The following is a 14,768-nucleotide window of genomic DNA, read 5'->3' on the forward strand; positions in this document are numbered from 1 at the left end:
TCGCGCTCTCGTCTCGCCACGGAGATTTTCCCATGACCCAGAACTCGCGTCGCACCCTACTAGACACCCTATCGCGCGGCATTGCCTACAGCGTCCCGGCACTTGCCGTCGTGGTCGGTGCGTCGGCCATATACGCGATCTATTCCGACGTTGCCACACCCTCAGGGTATTACATGTTCGCGTCGGCCGAAGCCAGCCCGGAGGCCGAAGCCAGTCCCGAGGCCGAAGCCAGTCCCGAGGCCGAAGCCAGTCCCGAGGCCGAAGCCAGTCCCGAGGCCGAAGCCAGTCCCGAGGCCGAAGCCAGTCCCGAGGCCAATTGACATGTCGTCACGGCCTCTCATCGACGGTGTTCAGCACCGTCATTCACCGTTGGAAAGGAGTACAATCATGACACCACATGAACACAAGCGTCACTGCCTGATGGGACGCCTGAGCCGCCGGATCATCTACACGACCCCCATGCTTCTCCTGCTGTCCGGTCCCTTCGCCGCCCAGGCGATGGCAGACAACACGACCGATGTCACAAGTTATACAACCGCCCAGAGCGCCGCTCCGTTATTGGCTAGCGCCGAGGGCGAGGCGGAAGCCGAAGGAGAAGGAGAAGGAGAAGGAGAAGGAGAAGGGGAAGGGGAAGCCGAGAGTGGAGAAAGCTCCTGAAACTGAAGCCGCTTGAGCGAGGCGCGTGGGAGGCGTTTCTTCCACGCGCTTCTCGGCCCATGTTCTCAATCAGGAGAGCCCCGACATGATCAAACCCATGCTGCCCGCATTAATCGACGAAGCATGCCACACCCTGCACCAGCTGACGCTCTTCGTGGGCAATCTCTCGTCCATCCAATACACCGCGGTCCACGGCACCGACGCCCGGCACACCATTGGCAAGCATGTTCGACACATTCTCAATCACTACGAGGCCCTACTGGCCCAGGAGGGAACGGCACCAACGGCCCCCGTTGATTACGAACATCGACAGCGCGATCCTGCGCTGGAACAACATCCCGATATTACCCTTGAACATTTACATTTCTTGGTAAAGAGGCTGTCTCGACTGGGCGGACACCAGACGGCTACGCACCCCATCACTCTTGCCTATCAAGCCGGTGAGCAGAGTGCGCTGCTAGTTTCCAGCCTCGAGCGCGAATTGGCCTTCCTGACCAGCCATGCGATCCATCACATGGCAATCATCGCGCTACTGGCCGACACTCAAGGCATCGAGATCCCGGACACGTTCGGCGTACATCCTTCGACGTTGCGTCACTGGCAGCGCACATCCCCACCACTCCATGAGGTACCGTCATGATATCCATCCCCGATAGAATTCGTCGTTGGACCCTTGCATTGATGCTCATGATGGTGGTGTCGCCCGGCATGGCGCAGACACGATGGCCGGAGAATGGCTGGCAGGTCATATCCACCCAACAGAGCTACACCACATTGCTGAGCCATCTGAAGAGCGCAGTGACCGACAACGGCATGGGAATCGTGACCGACGTCGGGCCAACCCAGGTTGCCGCCCAGCGCGGCGTGAAAATTCCCGGTAATCGGGTCATCGGCGTTTTCCGCAACGACCTTGCCGTCGAGATACTACGGCTGAGCGTACCGGCGATGATCGAAGCGCCGATCCGCTTTTACGTCACCGAAAACGACGACGGCACGGCGACGTTGTCGTGGAAGAAGCCCAGCGCGATCTTCGCGCCCTATGTTGCCGAACTCGATGACGACGAGCGCGCCGCCGCACTCGCCGACAAGGCGCGTGAACTCGACGCCCTCTTCGCACGTATCGCCGAGGACGCCACGCAACGCTGAACGCGGGCTTTCCGACAGCGGCCACCGACGAGCGAGGCAGCGACACCGCCTTGCCGGGTGGCGCATGCCGGCAAGCCAGCCATCGCCCGACCGGACCCGCCCCCATGACTACGACCGACACCGCCACGCAACTCGAGGCACTGCGCGCGCAACTCGCGGCCCTCGACGAGCCCCGCGTCGACCTGCGGCACATGCCCGATACCGGGCTCGCCCACGACCACGTCTGGATCACGCGCCGCAGCGGCCCGGACTGGGTCGCCCGCCTGCCCAAGCAAAGCCAGATGCAGCTCGGGCCCGAGGCCAACCTGGACTTCCAGGCACACTGCTTTCGACGCGCTAGTGCCAGTGGCCACACCCCAACACTTCACGGGCGGCTGCCCATCGGCGTGAAACTGCCCCGCGGCGGGCTGCTGGTCACCGCCATCCCCGGACGTCCGGCGCGGCTTCCCGAGGATCTTCACGCCATCGCCGAGGCACTCGCCGCCATCCACCGGCTGCCTTTGCCTGCCCCTGCGGAGCGCCCTCCCCTGAGCAACGCCGTCTCGCCCTGGCAGGCAATGCGCGACGAAATCCTCGCTCAAGCGCGCTATCTCGATACCCTCCCACCCGACTTACTCGACGCCACCGCACGTGGGCAAATTGATACCGAACTCACCAGACTCGTCGAAGATGCCGTGGCGGTCGCAAGTATCGACGCCCACCGCTGCCTGATCAGCTTCGACACGCATCCTGGCAACTTCTTGATCACGCCAGAGGGTGAAGCCGTACTGGTCGACTTGGAAAAATGCCGCTACAGTCACCCCGGCTTCGACCTGGCACACGCCACGCTGTACACATCCACCACTTGGGACCCGGCGAGCCACGCGGTGCTTAACCCTGAGAGCGTGGTCCGTTTCTATCGCCAATGGCAGTCCCGGCTCGGGGCGGACAACCCGTTGACCGACGATGCGGCCCTATTGGCCACCCGCCGAGCCATGTGGCTGTGGTCGATAACCTGGTGCGCCAAGTGGTGGAACGTGCATCGTCGTGAGCATGACGCGCTGGCGTGTGGTGAGGACTGGTCGACGTCACTGAGCGATCCAACGCTGATCGCGCATGTCGCTGATCGGGTGGCTCACTATCTTTCGACCCCGGTCGTCACGCGAATCGTCGACGAGACACGTTATCTTCAGCGGCGCCTCGCTTTCAGTGATGCCCTACACGGTGGCGACCGCACTCACTAACTATAGGGTTCCGGATGATCGCCTCGCCTATAGTAGTTATCTGTAGGGTCCCGTATGATTAATTGCCCGTTTCTAAACTTGTAACTTGTCGAGCCATGCAGTGAGAACAAAGAAATAATAGTCACTAGCTTAACATTTCCCGAACAACTAGGCCTTGCAATATTTCATTCGTTTTTTTCCGAGCGATCCATACTTTATATTTAGACAAAACACATTCCGTCTAGCAATATTATTGACAGGCCTGTGGAAAAACAACATATGCGAGTATGGTTGCATATACATGCCTTGATACGCTCATCGGAAAGAACCCTACTGGGGCCCTGAAGGTTGCTCATCCGCTCAGATATTTTTCTCTAGTCAACGTATTGGCGGGTGTCGAAGTACATAACGCAGCAAGGCACAACTTGGTCCTTGCGATAGCCGCCGTCCCTGCTCCCAATCCTGATAGGTTCGAGGACTGGTACCCAATTGCTCGGCGAATGCCCGCTGTGACATGTTCAGGCGAAGACGCAGCGCCTGGAATTCCATAAGCAGCCCCTCAACTGAAGCGGTACCTGACTCACCGGATGATGGTTGGCTCGTCCCGAAAGGGGTGCAGGGGGCGTTTCTGACAGCCGGGTACGTAGCCCGGGCTGTCTCGTTGAACCTTGCCGGCGCTGGAGGCGTCGACGGAGAGGCTGGTATCGCCCCGATGGCGGCTTCGTGGGACTGGGTTTCACGGGCGCGTTTGAGGTGCGGGTGCTGTTCTTCGAACCAGCGGAGCCAGCGGTCGCTGTAGGAATCGCTCATGACGAGCCTCCTTGGTAAGGAATTGGGATAACAAGCCAACTGCGGTACTGCCGCCATGGCATGGGCGCGGGCGGAAATCAGCGGGTTTTGACAGGCAGTGCCGTAGTCGAGACGGCACTGCCGTTATGCCGGGTCAAGGCAGGCCGATCGGCCGGCAGCCGTCGGTCAATACTGCCGAGGTCGACCCAGTCGGGCGCCCTGGAGGGGGCGAGGGATAGGACTGGTCTGGAAAGAGCGGCCGGGAACGCGCAGTGCTGCGCAGTCGTCGACCTTGATCAGATAGCGGATCGCGGTGTCGAGATACCCCCGCTTGGTCAGGTCGTGATAGGCGATCTCGCCCATGGCATTCTGGACGTAGATGTTCTCGGCGTTCCGGTTACAGTTATGGTAGTCCCCCTGTTTCCCGGTGATGGACTGCGCCCACAGCTCTCCAATCCTCTTGCTCAGCGTGACCGGCTCTTTTCGCCGGTTGGCATCGAAGAAGAACACGAAGTGGTAATGAAAGCCCTTGTCCATTCCCCACTCCAGCTTCCAGGCGTATCCCAGTTGATGAGCAAATAGGTCGTTGGTGTGAAACTGCTGGCAGAGTCGCTCCCGGTGATGCCTGGCCGTCTCGTAATCGATCCAGGCGCCATATTCCTGGCTATACCCCAGATCCACACGCAGCACGAGCAGGCAACCATGACGCTCGAACAGCGCCTGAATCAGGTTTCTCAGTCGCTTGAGGTTGTCGCGACTGTTACGGAGAACGCGTTGACACTCGTAGGTAAAGTCCGGCAAGGACAGTTGATGATACCTGTCGGATCCCGTGTGATTGACAACCCATTTGGCAAATAACTCAGGACGTTTGGTCTGCCACTCCTTCATCACCGCAAACCGTGATTGATGGTGCAGTCCCTTCTACGGGAATATGGTAATTGTACAGCCACGTGTAGCGTTTCAACGTCTGTTCCAGGTCCTCGCCTGAGCTATACAGCACGTCGCTGATGCGGCCGTTGAAGCGCTCCACCATGCCGCTTGTCTGCGGCCTTCCCGGCTTGATCAGACGGTGCTCGATACCCAAGGGTCTGGCATTCTTGGTCGAACGGGTGGCGGCCGCTGGGCTTGCGCTCCTCCACCCGTTTCATGAACGGCCGCACATCCTTCGCAGACTGCTGCATCTCACCTCCAGCTGGACCCGACATGTGGCGAAATCGAATCGATTGCGACGTATAGGTAGCGTTACTGTCCCTCGTCGGGCATCAGGAGCAGATTTCGCCTATCCGGCGTCAGAAGGGCACTCCTGTAAACACCGTCCGGCTCTCCTGGAGAGGTTGGTTCGCACCTCCAATCTTCCCAGGTAGGATGGAAGTCATTCGACCGATAGACCACACCGGGGGCCGTTTCGCCATCTCATTGGATAGGTGATGGGGGTCTTGAATGGGATCTGTCCTTCCAGGCTTCGATTGGGTAGTAGACTGGAGAGTATCGATGAGAAACGCACTAGTACTATACCAGCAACCTATTGATATATATACATTAAAATTTACCATTACAGATTAAGATTCAGAATATCGAGTAGGGGTGTGCCTCGACTCACCCCAGCAGGCCAACACCCATGGCCGCCGCCACGAGCAGCAAGACCACCCGCCACGCAGGCCAGTGCCAGCGCGTCAGCAGCCCAAAGCCCAGCGCTGCCAGGACGATATCCAGCGGGGCCAAGATCGCGCTCTGCCAGACCGGGTCATACAGCGCGGCGGCGAGGATGCCGACCACGGCGGCGTTGGCGCCCTGGATCAGCCGCTGGGCGCGGGCCGAGGCGCGCAGGCGCTCCCAGTGGGGCAGCACGCCGATCAGCAGCAGCATGCCGGGCAAAAAGATCATCAGCGTGGCCAGCGCGGCCAGCAGCCAGCCGTGGACACCGGGGGCCATCGCCGCGCCCAGATAGGCGGCAAAGGTGAACAGCGGCCCCGGCACCGCCTGGGCCGCGCCGTAGCCGGTGACAAAGGAACTCTGCGACACCCAGCCGGGCTCGACCACCGCCGCCTGCAGCAGCGGCAGCACCACGTGCCCGCCCCCGAAGACCAGCGCGCCGGTGCGGTAGAAAGCGGCCATCACCGCGAGCGCCGGCGCGCTCCCTGCCGCCGCCATCAGCGGTAACAGCAACAGTAGCACCACGAACGCGACCAGCGCCGGCAGGCTCCAGCGGCGTGAGACGTTCACCAGCTGAACGCCGGCAGGCACCGGCACCGGGCGGCAACGCCACAGGCCGATCCCCACGCCCACCAGGAGGGCAGCCAACTGGCCGGCGGCACCGCCGAGCAGCAGCGCCAGGCACAGCGCGACCAGCGCGATGGTGGCGCGGGTCAGATCGGGGCAGAGCTTGCGCGCCATGCCCCAGACGGCGTGGGCGACCACCGCGACCGCCACCAGCTTGAGCCCATGGATCAACGCCTGACCGGTCTCGCCGCCCAGCGCCGAGGCGCCGGCGGCGAACAGCACCAACGCCACGGCGGACGGCAGCGTGAAGGCACACCAGGCGACGAGCGCCCCGCGCAGACCGCCGCGGCGCAGGCCGATGGCGAAGCCGACCTGGCTGCTGGCAGGGCCGGGCAGAAACTGGCACAGCGCGACCAGATCGGCGAAATCCGCCTCGTTGAGCCAGCGCCGGCGCAACACGAACGCCTCGCGGAAATAGCCCAGATGTGCCACTGGGCCACCAAAAGCGGTGAGCCCCAGCCAGAGAAAGGTGTGGAAGAGCTCCCCGATGCGGGAAGCGGTCACTGTGTACATCGGCCTATGGCTCGCGCGTCGAGAACGGTCATGTCTCGCCACCACGGCACCGGGCGGCGCCCTAACCCGGCTGGCCGGGGCGACAGCACTGTCTCATGTTCACCCAGACGCCAGCCACCCCGAGGCGCTTACCCGGCCGTCTGCCGAGAGAAGGCACTGGCCTCGGCCAGCAGCCAGTCGACGAAGTGTGCCACCGCGCGCGGCGGCGTGCTTGAAATTCTCTGTGCGGGCCGCCTCGGCAAAGGCGCGCAGCGCGTTCAGCGGTAGACGTTCGACTTTCATAGAGTGAGCTTTCCTGAGCCTTGGCCACCACATTAGGTGCTGTCTGAAAAGTCGACGAGCGAAGGCCAGGCAAGGCAAAAATCGGCGAAAACGCGGAGTTTACGGGGTGTAAATGAGCATTTTGAGCCGATTTTTAACGCCGCATGGGCGAGCACAGTACTTTTCAGACAGTGCCTAGTCGCTTGGCGTCGCGACGCCCAGCTGCTCTGATAGGGCCTCGATATCCACAGGAGAGTGACATGCCACAGACGCGAGCGTCGCACCGGCCGCCATCGCTACACGCCGACGCCCCGCTACGCCGGCGTCTGGACGCGCAGGCCGGGGCCCTGATGGTGCTGTTCTGCCTGGCGCTGGGCTTTCAGCAGGTGGCGATCAAGCTCGCCGCGGCGGATGTTTCGCCATTGACTCAGATTGCTCTGCGCTCATCCATGGCGGCACTGCTGGTGCTGGCGCTGGCCTATCGCCGGGGAATACGCGTTGCCCATTTCCGCGCCCATCTCGGGCCGGGCATCCTGGTGGGGCTGGGGTTCGTGGCGGAGTTCGCGTTCGTCGCCTGGGGGCTCGACTACACCCTGGCATCGCACATGTCGGTGTTCCTCTACACCGCACCGATCTTCGCCGCCCTGGGGCTGCATCTGCTGGTGCCGGGCGAGCAGCTGACGCGGCGCCAGTGGCTGGGGGTGGGGATCGCCTTCGGTGGGATGGTCCTCGCGCTGGCCCCGGCAACCGAACTCGCGCACACCGCGGACATCCTGCGCGGTGACCTGCTGGGGCTGCTGGCCGGGCTGGCCTGGGCGGCGACCACGCTGGTGATTCGCCGCTCCTCGCTCTCCGAGGTGCCACCGGAGCAGACACTCTGCTACCAGCTCGTTGTCGCCGGCCTGCTGCTGCTCCCGGCGAGCGCGCTACTGGGAAGTCTCGGCGAGATTCGGCTGAGCGGCGTGGCGATCGCCAGCCTGGCTTTCCAGACGCTGGTGATCTCCTGCGCCGCCCTGCTGCTATGGTTCGCCCTGCTGCGCCGCTATTTTGCCTCCCAGCTCGGCATCTTCTCGTTTCTCTCGCCGATCTTCGGCGTCCTGTTCGGCGCGCTGCTGCTGGACGAGCCGCTCACCGCCAATTTCCTGGCGGGTGGCGCGGCGCTGCTGATCGGGCTCCTGGTGGTCACTCGCTAGTAGGCTTGGTATAGACGGCGCTAGATATTCAGCGTGTCAAACATCGCTTCATCTTCAGCTCATCTCTCTGGTCCAACCTGCCAGTATCGAAACGAACAGGCACGGGAGTCGAGGATGCCATCTAGCCGAGAACGCTGGGCAGGGGCGCTGGTCCTGTTCACCATGGCCACGCTGGCCATGGCGCAGGATCCTTTCGGGCAACAGAGCGACTTCCTGCCACCGGATCAGGCCTTCAAGCCAACGCTGGTACGAGACGGCAACGGATTAGACATCGACTGGCAGATCGAGCCCGGTTACTACCTCTATCGCCACAGTTTCTCTGCCAAGGCCGATGAGCGCGAACTATCGCTCGATATTCCCGAGGGGGAGACCATCGAGGACGAGTACTTCGGCCGGTCCGAGATCTACCGTCATGCATTGCGCATGACCACGCAGCCCGGAGCAGCCGATACCCTCACCCTGCGTTGGCAGGGTTGCGCCGATGCCGGCCTCTGCTATCCACCCCAGCAGCGGACTTTCGATCTAGAGTCGCTCGCCGATGCCTCGGGAAGCGACATCGCGAACGCGCCATCTGCCACGTCATCGTCTGTCGCACCGAGCCCCGCCCCCCATACAGACGCGGCGATGGCGGAAGATCAGCAGCTGGCGGCGCAGCTTGCCGGTGGCAACGGCATCTGGACGCTGGCAGCGTTCTTCGGCATGGGGCTACTGTTGACCTTCACGCCCTGCGTGTTGCCGATGATCCCCATTCTCTCCAGCCTGATCGTCGGCCAACGTCGCAGCGGGGAGAATACGCGCGCCGCCGGCTTCGCGCTTTCGCTCGCCTACGTTCTCCCCATGGCTGCAACCTACGCGATATTGGGCGTGGCCGCGGCCATGGCTGGCGCCAATCTGCAGATGCTGTTCCAGAACGTCTGGTTCATCGGCATTTTCTCGGCACTGTTCGTGGTGCTGGCGCTCGCCATGTTCGGTGCCTTCGAGCTCGAACTGCCGCGGGCGCTGCGTCAACGCCTGGATGCGGTGCTGTCGAGACAACGCGGCGGCCGCTTCACCGGCGTCGCTGCCATGGGGGTGCTCTCCGCCCTGCTGGTCGGCCCCTGCATGACCGCCCCACTCGCCGGTGCTCTGCTCTTCATCGCTGAAACCGGCAATCCGTGGTTGGGCGGTGCGGCACTGCTCGCGCTGGGCCTCGGCATGGGCGCCCCACTGGTTCTGATCGGCACGCTCGGCAGCCAGCTGCTGCCCAGGCCTGGCGCCTGGATGATCCGCGTCAAAGCGCTTTTCGGCTTCGTGCTGCTGGGCATGGCGATCTGGTTCGTCGCCCGAATCCTCGCGGATGCCATCGTTCTTGGCCTGTGGGGCGCGCTGGGCCTGGGCGCCGCGATCTCTCTCGTCGCTCTGGCACGTGGTAACGACCCAAATGGCGATAGGCCAGGAGGCGTCCTGCGCCAGGTTGCGACGGCCAGCGCCGCCATCATCGGTCTGTGGAGCGCGTTGATCCTGATCGGTGCCGCCGGTGGCGCCAGGGATCCGTGGCGGCCACTGACGGTCTACACCCCGAGCGGTGGGACAGCGGCCTCCAAAGACGCCAGCGAGTCCGGACCTATCACGTTCGACGGCGTGAAGGACCTGGCCACGCTCGAACGCCGCGTCCAGGCAACCGCCAACAGCGGCCAGATGACACTGGTCGAATTCACGGCTGACTGGTGTATCTCCTGCGAGGTCATCGAACGGGAAGTGTTCAGCGACCCGGCCGTCAAGAAGGCGCTACAGAACGTGCAGCGACTGAGTATCGACGTCACGGATTACGACGCCGAGGACCAGGCGATCATGCAGCACTTCGGTGTCGTTGGACCACCGACCCTGATGTGGTTCGGCCCCAACGGTCAGGAGCAGCGCAGCGCCCGCATCATCGGCGAGCTGGATGCCGAAGCCTTTCTCGACCGCTATGCGCAAGCCAGACCGCGTGTCAACGAGTCCACGGAGGGCTGACCATGAATTCGCTCGATCGCAGTATCGCTCTGGGACCCCTGGGCGTGAGTCTGGGTCAGCTTCTGCTGGTCGTGGCCATGATCGTCGCCCTGATCGTGGGTGCCTGGATGGGCCGTCGCAGACAGATCAGCGTCGGCGATGTTCTGTTCAATGCGTTGCTGATCGGCGTGATCGGCGCACGCATCGTGTTCGTGGCCCGCTACTGGCAGAGCTACGACACCTTCTGGTCCTGGCTAGACATCCGGGATCGCGGGTTCGAGCCACTGGCGGGGCTGGTCATCGCTTTCATCTATCTGGCCTGGCGCTTCTGGCGGCAGCCGGCCATGCGTCGCCCCCTAGGTGCAGCGGTTCTCTCGGGTGCCCTGGCGTGGTCGATGACCGCTGGCGCCCTGACATTGATGACACCCCGCGGGGCGAGCCTGCCCTCGACCCCGCTGGCGAACCTCGATGGGTCGCCGGTAGCTCTGCCCACCGTGCTGCAGGCATCCGACCGGCCCATGGTGGTCAATCTCTGGGCGAGCTGGTGTCCACCCTGTCGTCGTGAGATGCCGATGCTGGAACAGGCTCAACGAGAGCGGGAAGACGTGTCGTTCGTGTTCGTCAATCAGGGCGAGAGCGTCGACGCCATCGAGACGTTTCTGCAACGGGAGTCCCTCTCGCTCGATCATCTCTATCGCGATCCGAACGTGACCTTTGGTAGGAAGGTGGGCGCGGTGGCGATGCCGACCACCCTCTACTACGACGCCGATGGCCAGCTCGTCGATACCCACTTCGGCGAACTTTCCCGCGCCACGCTCGATCGCAGTCTCGAGCGCTTCACCCCATGACGACCCGGACGCGCGTTCAACCCGAGTGCTTCACTCGCCCCGAATATCCAGAAAAGGAGACGACAACGATGCGGGATCACACCCCCCGAATGATGCCACTGCGGCTCACGCTGCCATTGGCTGCCGGTATTACCCTGGCGGCAAGCCTGCCCGCATTCGCCGACGACTGGCCTGCGCCGATTCAGACACTCGAGCAGCAGGGCCTCACCATTCACGGTGAATTCGATGCCCCCGGCGGTCTCAGGGGCTACGCTGCCAGCATCCGAGGGCAGAGCGTGGCCGCTTATCTGACCCCGGACGGCGAGCATGCCGTCGTCGGCACGCTGATCGACGCCCAGGGCCGCGACGTCTCTGCCGAGCCGCTGGAACAGCTCGTCGATGGACCCAAGAACGCCGAACTGTGGAAGAAAATGGCGGATCATCACTGGGTTCGCGAGGGCGATATCGATGCCTCGCGAGTGGTCTACACCTTCAGCGACCCCAACTGCCCCTACTGCCGCAAGTTCTGGCAGGATGCTCAGCCCTGGGTCGAAAGCGGTGATGTGCAGATTCGTCACCTGATGGTGGGCATTCTGAAAGCAGACAGCCCTGAGAAAGCCGCCGCGATTCTGGCGGCAGACGATCCCAGCGCCGCGATCGCCGAGCACTATCGCACCGGTGCCATGCCGGACAGCGAGGGAACCGATCAGAGCGAGCAGTGGGTCGCCGACAACACGCAAGTGATGCGCGACGCCCAGCTCTATGCCACACCGGTGATTTTCTATCAGGACGACGATGGCGAGGTGCACAAGGTCATGGGTGCACCCTCCCCGGACAAGCTGCACACCATCATGGGTAGCGACTCGCCCTAAGCTTTCCTGTCCCCCCTGCTTATCCATCTCCTGCTCACCCACCCTTGCTCATAAGCCTCTGGTGAATAAGGCCAGGGGCAGCGAGAGCGTGACTCGCAGCCCGATACCGTCGCCGGAGGCGAGCCGCAGGCTGCCGCCCGCCCGGGTGGCGATCGCCTCGACGATGGATAACCCCAGGCCGCTGCCCTGCGGATGGTTGCCGCGATGAAAGCGCTCCGTCAGGCGGGCGATCTGTTCGGGCGGGATGGTCTCGCCCTGATTGACGATATCGATCACGGCCATGCCGTCCGTCTCGTGTGCCTCGATCTCGATCGGGGTGTCGGGCGAACCGTGACGCATGGCGTTCTCGAGCAGATTGCGCAGCGCGATCACCAGCAACTCCCCGGACAACGCCACGTGAAGCCGGTCGACCGAAGCTTGCCAGTGACAGCGATCGCGACTGCCGGTCTCTACCATCGCGGCCTCCAGGGCGTCGCCAAGCCGCGTAGAGTCGACATGCCCCCGAGCGATCTCTTCGCTCTCCATGCGTGCCAGCAACAGCAACTGGTCGAGCGTCTTCGTCAGCCGCATCACCCCCGCCTCCGCCTGCTGCATCGCCTCCCGGCGAGGATCGCCGTCGACGCGTCGTGCGATCTGAAGATGGGTACGAATCGCGGTCAGCGGTGTGCGTAGCTCATGCGCGGCATCGTCGGTAAAGCGCTGCTCCAGCTCCAGCATGCGCCGGGTGCGTGCAAGCAGGGTGTTGAAACCGTCGATCAGTGGGCGAATTTCCCCCGGCAAGCCACGGATCGGTAGTGCCGAGAGATCGTCGTGATCGCGTGACATCAGGCGTCGCTGCAGCCTCGACAGCGGCGACAGACCCCGGGTTACGCCCCACCACAGTGCAATCAGGCTGCCGATCGAAGCGAGTAGAAAGGGATAGAACGCGGCACGGCGTACTTGAGCCAGCAGCGACTCCCGCTCCCGCAGGCGATCCGCCACGGTGATGCGCTTGTCGTCGTCGACCAGGGTATAGACGCGCCAGCGCTGGCCGTTGTGATCGCGGTCGCTGTAGCCTTCGTCATCGACTGCGAGAACATCGTTCATCTCCGGATGCGTACCCGCCACCACCTTCCCGCGCAGCGACGACACGCGGCAGGCGACGCCTTCGAGCGCAGGGATGGTCGATGTCTCGCCGACTTCTCCATCCCAGGCAGTCGCCGGCACGCGATCGAGCAGGCCGGCGACCATTCGCGCCGACTGAGCCAGACGCTGATCCAGCGACGTTTCGAGCTGGGTCGAGAGATCGCGCATCGACCACGCCGCGGTCAGCCCCCACAGCAGCATCAGCGTGATCCCGAGCGTGGCGACGAGACGCAGCCGCAGGCTCATGAGGGCGTATCGCCATGCAGTCGCTCGTCGGCGGGAAGCGCGCCGAGACGATAGCCGACGCCCCGGACCGTCTCGATCACATCGCGTCCTAGCTTGCGACGCAATTGGTAGACTTGCACGTTGAGGGCGTTGCTCTCGATCTCGTCATCGATGCCGTAAAGGCGATCCTTCAACTGGTCGGCGCTCAGTATCCGCCCACGCGCGCGCATCAGCGCCTCCAGCAGCATCAGCTCGCGACGCACCAGCGTTACCGGTACGCCATCCAGCGTCACGCTGCGAGCAACGGGGTCCAGCGCCAGGTGCCCATGGCGAAGGGAGCGATCGATCTGCCCGGCGCTGCGGCGCAACAGCGCCTGCAGCCTTGCCGTCAACTCATCCAGGTCGAACGGCTTGACCAGATAATCGTCGGCCCCGCCCTGAAGCCCTTCGACACGACTGGCCACGGCATCTCTTGCCGTCAGCATCAGCACCGGCATGGCAATACCCGCACGACGCCACTGCTGCAGCAGCGCTAAACCATCGCCGTCGGGCAGGCGGCGATCGAGCACCACAGCATCGTAGTCGATCGCGGCCAACGCCCCGCGTGCACTGTCCAGCGTGGTCACGGTATCGACGACGAAGTCGCTCAGCGCCAATCCCGCCTCGATGCCGGCCGCCACCGGTGCATCGTCCTCCACGAGTAGTACGCGCATGTTTCTCCCGTTTTCACCCGATCCATTCCCGCCAAAGTCTGACGAACGGCGATGATGCCAGGATGAGTTGGCTCCTCAGTGAGCGGGAGAAAGCCGGCGCGATAGCCACCAACCCAGCACCAGCGCCACCAGAAACGCCGCCAGCGGCCAGCTCAGCCCTGCCAGAGAGGCCACCGCCGGGCCCGGGCAGTAGCCGGAGAGCCCCCAGCCGATACCGAAGAGTGCGGCACCGCCCAGTAGCCGGGCATCCAGATCGCGCCGGCTCGGCAGTTGAAAGCGTCCCGCCAGCAGCGGCGTGGCGCGGCGCCACACCAGGCGGTAACCGATGAAGGTGGTGACCACGGCCGCGCCGAGCACGAAGATCAGGGTCGGGTCCCAGGCACCGGCGACATCGAGAAAGCCAATCACCCGGGCGGGGTCGGTCATGCCGCTGATCGCCAATCCCAGCCCGAACAGCAGCCCGGCGAGATAACCGGCCACGGGCTTCATGCGCCACCTCCCACCAACTGGTTCACGCTGAATACGGTAAGCATCGCCATCAGCAGGAAGACCAGCGTGGCGGCCAGCGAGCGCGGCGAAAGCCGGGCCAGCCCGCACACTCCGTGGCCGCTGGTACAGCCGCTGCCGAGCCCGGTGCCCAGGCCGACCAGCAGCCCAGCCAGAAGCATCGTCGGCGTGCCGGCGAGCGGTGCGCCGATCACCGCACTGCCGAGCGCTGTCACGCCGCCGCGAGGCGCCACATTGCCCCAGTCGAGCCCCAACAGCAGCAGTAACGCCGGGCCGGAGACCAGCCCCAGCAGAAACGCCAGCCGCCAACCGCGGTCACTGCCGCGCTCGAACAGCGCGCCGGAAAGAATGCCGCTGATACCGGCGATCCGCCCCAGCAGCCCCATCAGCAGCGTGGCGGCGAGCCCGATCAGCCCCCCGCCCAGCAACCCGTGCAGTGCACTCGATAGGTCCATCACCGCTCCCTCCTCATGACATTCGCGATCCC

At 63.7% G+C, this 14,768-nt stretch carries 16 protein-coding genes and 1 pseudogene; 9 read left to right on the forward strand and 8 right to left on the reverse strand.

Translation table 11 applies throughout. The features are described 5' to 3' along the window. Positions 1–32: 32 nt before the first annotated feature. From QO259_RS17740 to QO259_RS17760, 5 genes are all read left to right on the forward strand, one after another. Positions 33–320, forward strand: coding sequence for a hypothetical protein (locus tag QO259_RS17740; protein WP_285951001.1), 288 nt, complete (start codon positions 33–35; stop codon positions 318–320). 67 nt (positions 321–387) lie between these two features. Next, positions 388–657: a hypothetical protein gene (locus tag QO259_RS17745; protein WP_285951002.1), complete on the forward strand. Its 270-nt coding sequence runs from the start codon at positions 388–390 to the stop codon at positions 655–657. An 85-nt stretch (positions 658–742) separates the two neighbouring features. After that, on the forward strand, positions 743–1,297 hold the full coding sequence (locus tag QO259_RS17750) for a hypothetical protein (RefSeq protein ID WP_285951003.1): 555 nt from the start codon (positions 743–745) through the stop codon (positions 1,295–1,297). After that, positions 1,294–1,803 carry a DUF302 domain-containing protein gene (locus QO259_RS17755; RefSeq protein WP_285951004.1) on the forward strand — a complete coding sequence of 170 codons (510 nt, stop codon included), beginning with the start codon at positions 1,294–1,296 and terminating at the stop codon, positions 1,801–1,803. The genes QO259_RS17750 and QO259_RS17755 overlap by 4 nt, the downstream gene beginning before the upstream one ends. Positions 1,804–1,907: 104 nt before the next feature. Continuing rightward, the gene (locus QO259_RS17760) at positions 1,908–3,026 is read left to right on the forward strand and encodes a phosphotransferase (protein WP_285951005.1); all 1,119 of its coding nucleotides are present in this window, start codon (positions 1,908–1,910) and stop codon (positions 3,024–3,026) included. Between the two features lie 357 nt (positions 3,027–3,383). On the opposite strand, the gene QO259_RS20315 is transcribed toward QO259_RS17760, so the two are convergent. The 4 genes and pseudogenes from QO259_RS20315 to chrA all read right to left on the reverse strand — a co-directional run bounded on the left by QO259_RS20315 (position 3,384) and on the right by chrA (position 6,587). Continuing rightward, positions 3,384–3,872, reverse strand: coding sequence for a helix-turn-helix domain-containing protein (locus QO259_RS20315; RefSeq protein ID WP_353057305.1), 489 nt, complete (start codon positions 3,870–3,872; stop codon positions 3,384–3,386). A 108-nt stretch (positions 3,873–3,980) separates the two neighbouring features. Then, positions 3,981–4,595 (reverse strand): YagK/YfjJ domain-containing protein, encoded by a 615-nt coding sequence (locus QO259_RS17770; protein ID WP_502949156.1) that lies wholly within the window; start codon positions 4,593–4,595, stop codon positions 3,981–3,983. A gap of 18 nt (positions 4,596–4,613) precedes the next feature. Then, positions 4,614–4,927, reverse strand: a pseudogene (locus QO259_RS17775) (integrase core domain-containing protein); the annotation flags it as partial. Between the two features lie 463 nt (positions 4,928–5,390). Beyond that, positions 5,391–6,587, reverse strand: coding sequence for a chromate efflux transporter (gene chrA, locus QO259_RS17780; protein WP_285951007.1), 1,197 nt, complete (start codon positions 6,585–6,587; stop codon positions 5,391–5,393). A gap of 521 nt (positions 6,588–7,108) precedes the next feature. On the opposite strand from chrA, the gene QO259_RS17785 reads away from it, so the two are divergent. The 4 genes from QO259_RS17785 to dsbG all read left to right on the forward strand — a co-directional run bounded on the left by QO259_RS17785 (position 7,109) and on the right by dsbG (position 11,711). Further along, positions 7,109–8,041 (forward strand): DMT family transporter, encoded by a 933-nt coding sequence (locus QO259_RS17785; RefSeq protein WP_285951008.1) that lies wholly within the window; start codon positions 7,109–7,111, stop codon positions 8,039–8,041. Positions 8,042–8,155: 114 nt separating this feature from the next. After that, positions 8,156–10,033, forward strand: a complete 1,878-nt coding sequence (gene dsbD, locus QO259_RS17790; RefSeq protein ID WP_285951009.1) for a protein-disulfide reductase DsbD — start codon at positions 8,156–8,158, stop codon at positions 10,031–10,033. A 2-nt stretch (positions 10,034–10,035) separates the two neighbouring features. Then, complete coding sequence (locus tag QO259_RS17795; protein ID WP_285951010.1) at positions 10,036–10,860, forward strand: prolipoprotein diacylglyceryl transferase family protein; 825 nt, start codon at positions 10,036–10,038, stop codon at positions 10,858–10,860. A 68-nt stretch (positions 10,861–10,928) separates the two neighbouring features. Next, complete coding sequence (gene dsbG, locus QO259_RS17800) at positions 10,929–11,711, forward strand: thiol:disulfide interchange protein DsbG (RefSeq protein WP_285951011.1); 783 nt, start codon at positions 10,929–10,931, stop codon at positions 11,709–11,711. Positions 11,712–11,759: 48 nt separating this feature from the next. Here dsbG and QO259_RS17805 read toward each other — a convergent pair whose 3' ends face one another. From QO259_RS17805 to QO259_RS17820, 4 genes are all read right to left on the reverse strand, one after another. Next, entirely contained in the window at positions 11,760–13,082 is a 1,323-nt protein-coding gene (locus tag QO259_RS17805) for a sensor histidine kinase (RefSeq protein ID WP_285951012.1), read from the reverse strand. Beyond that, positions 13,079–13,774 carry a response regulator gene (locus tag QO259_RS17810; protein WP_035473000.1) on the reverse strand — a complete coding sequence of 232 codons (696 nt, stop codon included), beginning with the start codon at positions 13,772–13,774 and terminating at the stop codon, positions 13,079–13,081. The genes QO259_RS17805 and QO259_RS17810 overlap by 4 nt, the downstream gene beginning before the upstream one ends. Positions 13,775–13,849: 75 nt before the next feature. Beyond that, complete coding sequence (locus tag QO259_RS17815) at positions 13,850–14,263, reverse strand: DUF6691 family protein (protein ID WP_285951013.1); 414 nt, start codon at positions 14,261–14,263, stop codon at positions 13,850–13,852. After that, positions 14,260–14,736 carry a YeeE/YedE family protein gene (locus QO259_RS17820; RefSeq protein ID WP_285951014.1) on the reverse strand — a complete coding sequence of 159 codons (477 nt, stop codon included), beginning with the start codon at positions 14,734–14,736 and terminating at the stop codon, positions 14,260–14,262. The genes QO259_RS17815 and QO259_RS17820 overlap by 4 nt, the downstream gene beginning before the upstream one ends. Positions 14,737–14,768: the final 32 nt, after the last annotated feature.

It is taken from the genome of Salinicola sp. JS01 (assembly GCF_030284585.1).
GTDB lineage: Bacteria > Pseudomonadota > Gammaproteobacteria > Pseudomonadales > Halomonadaceae > Salinicola.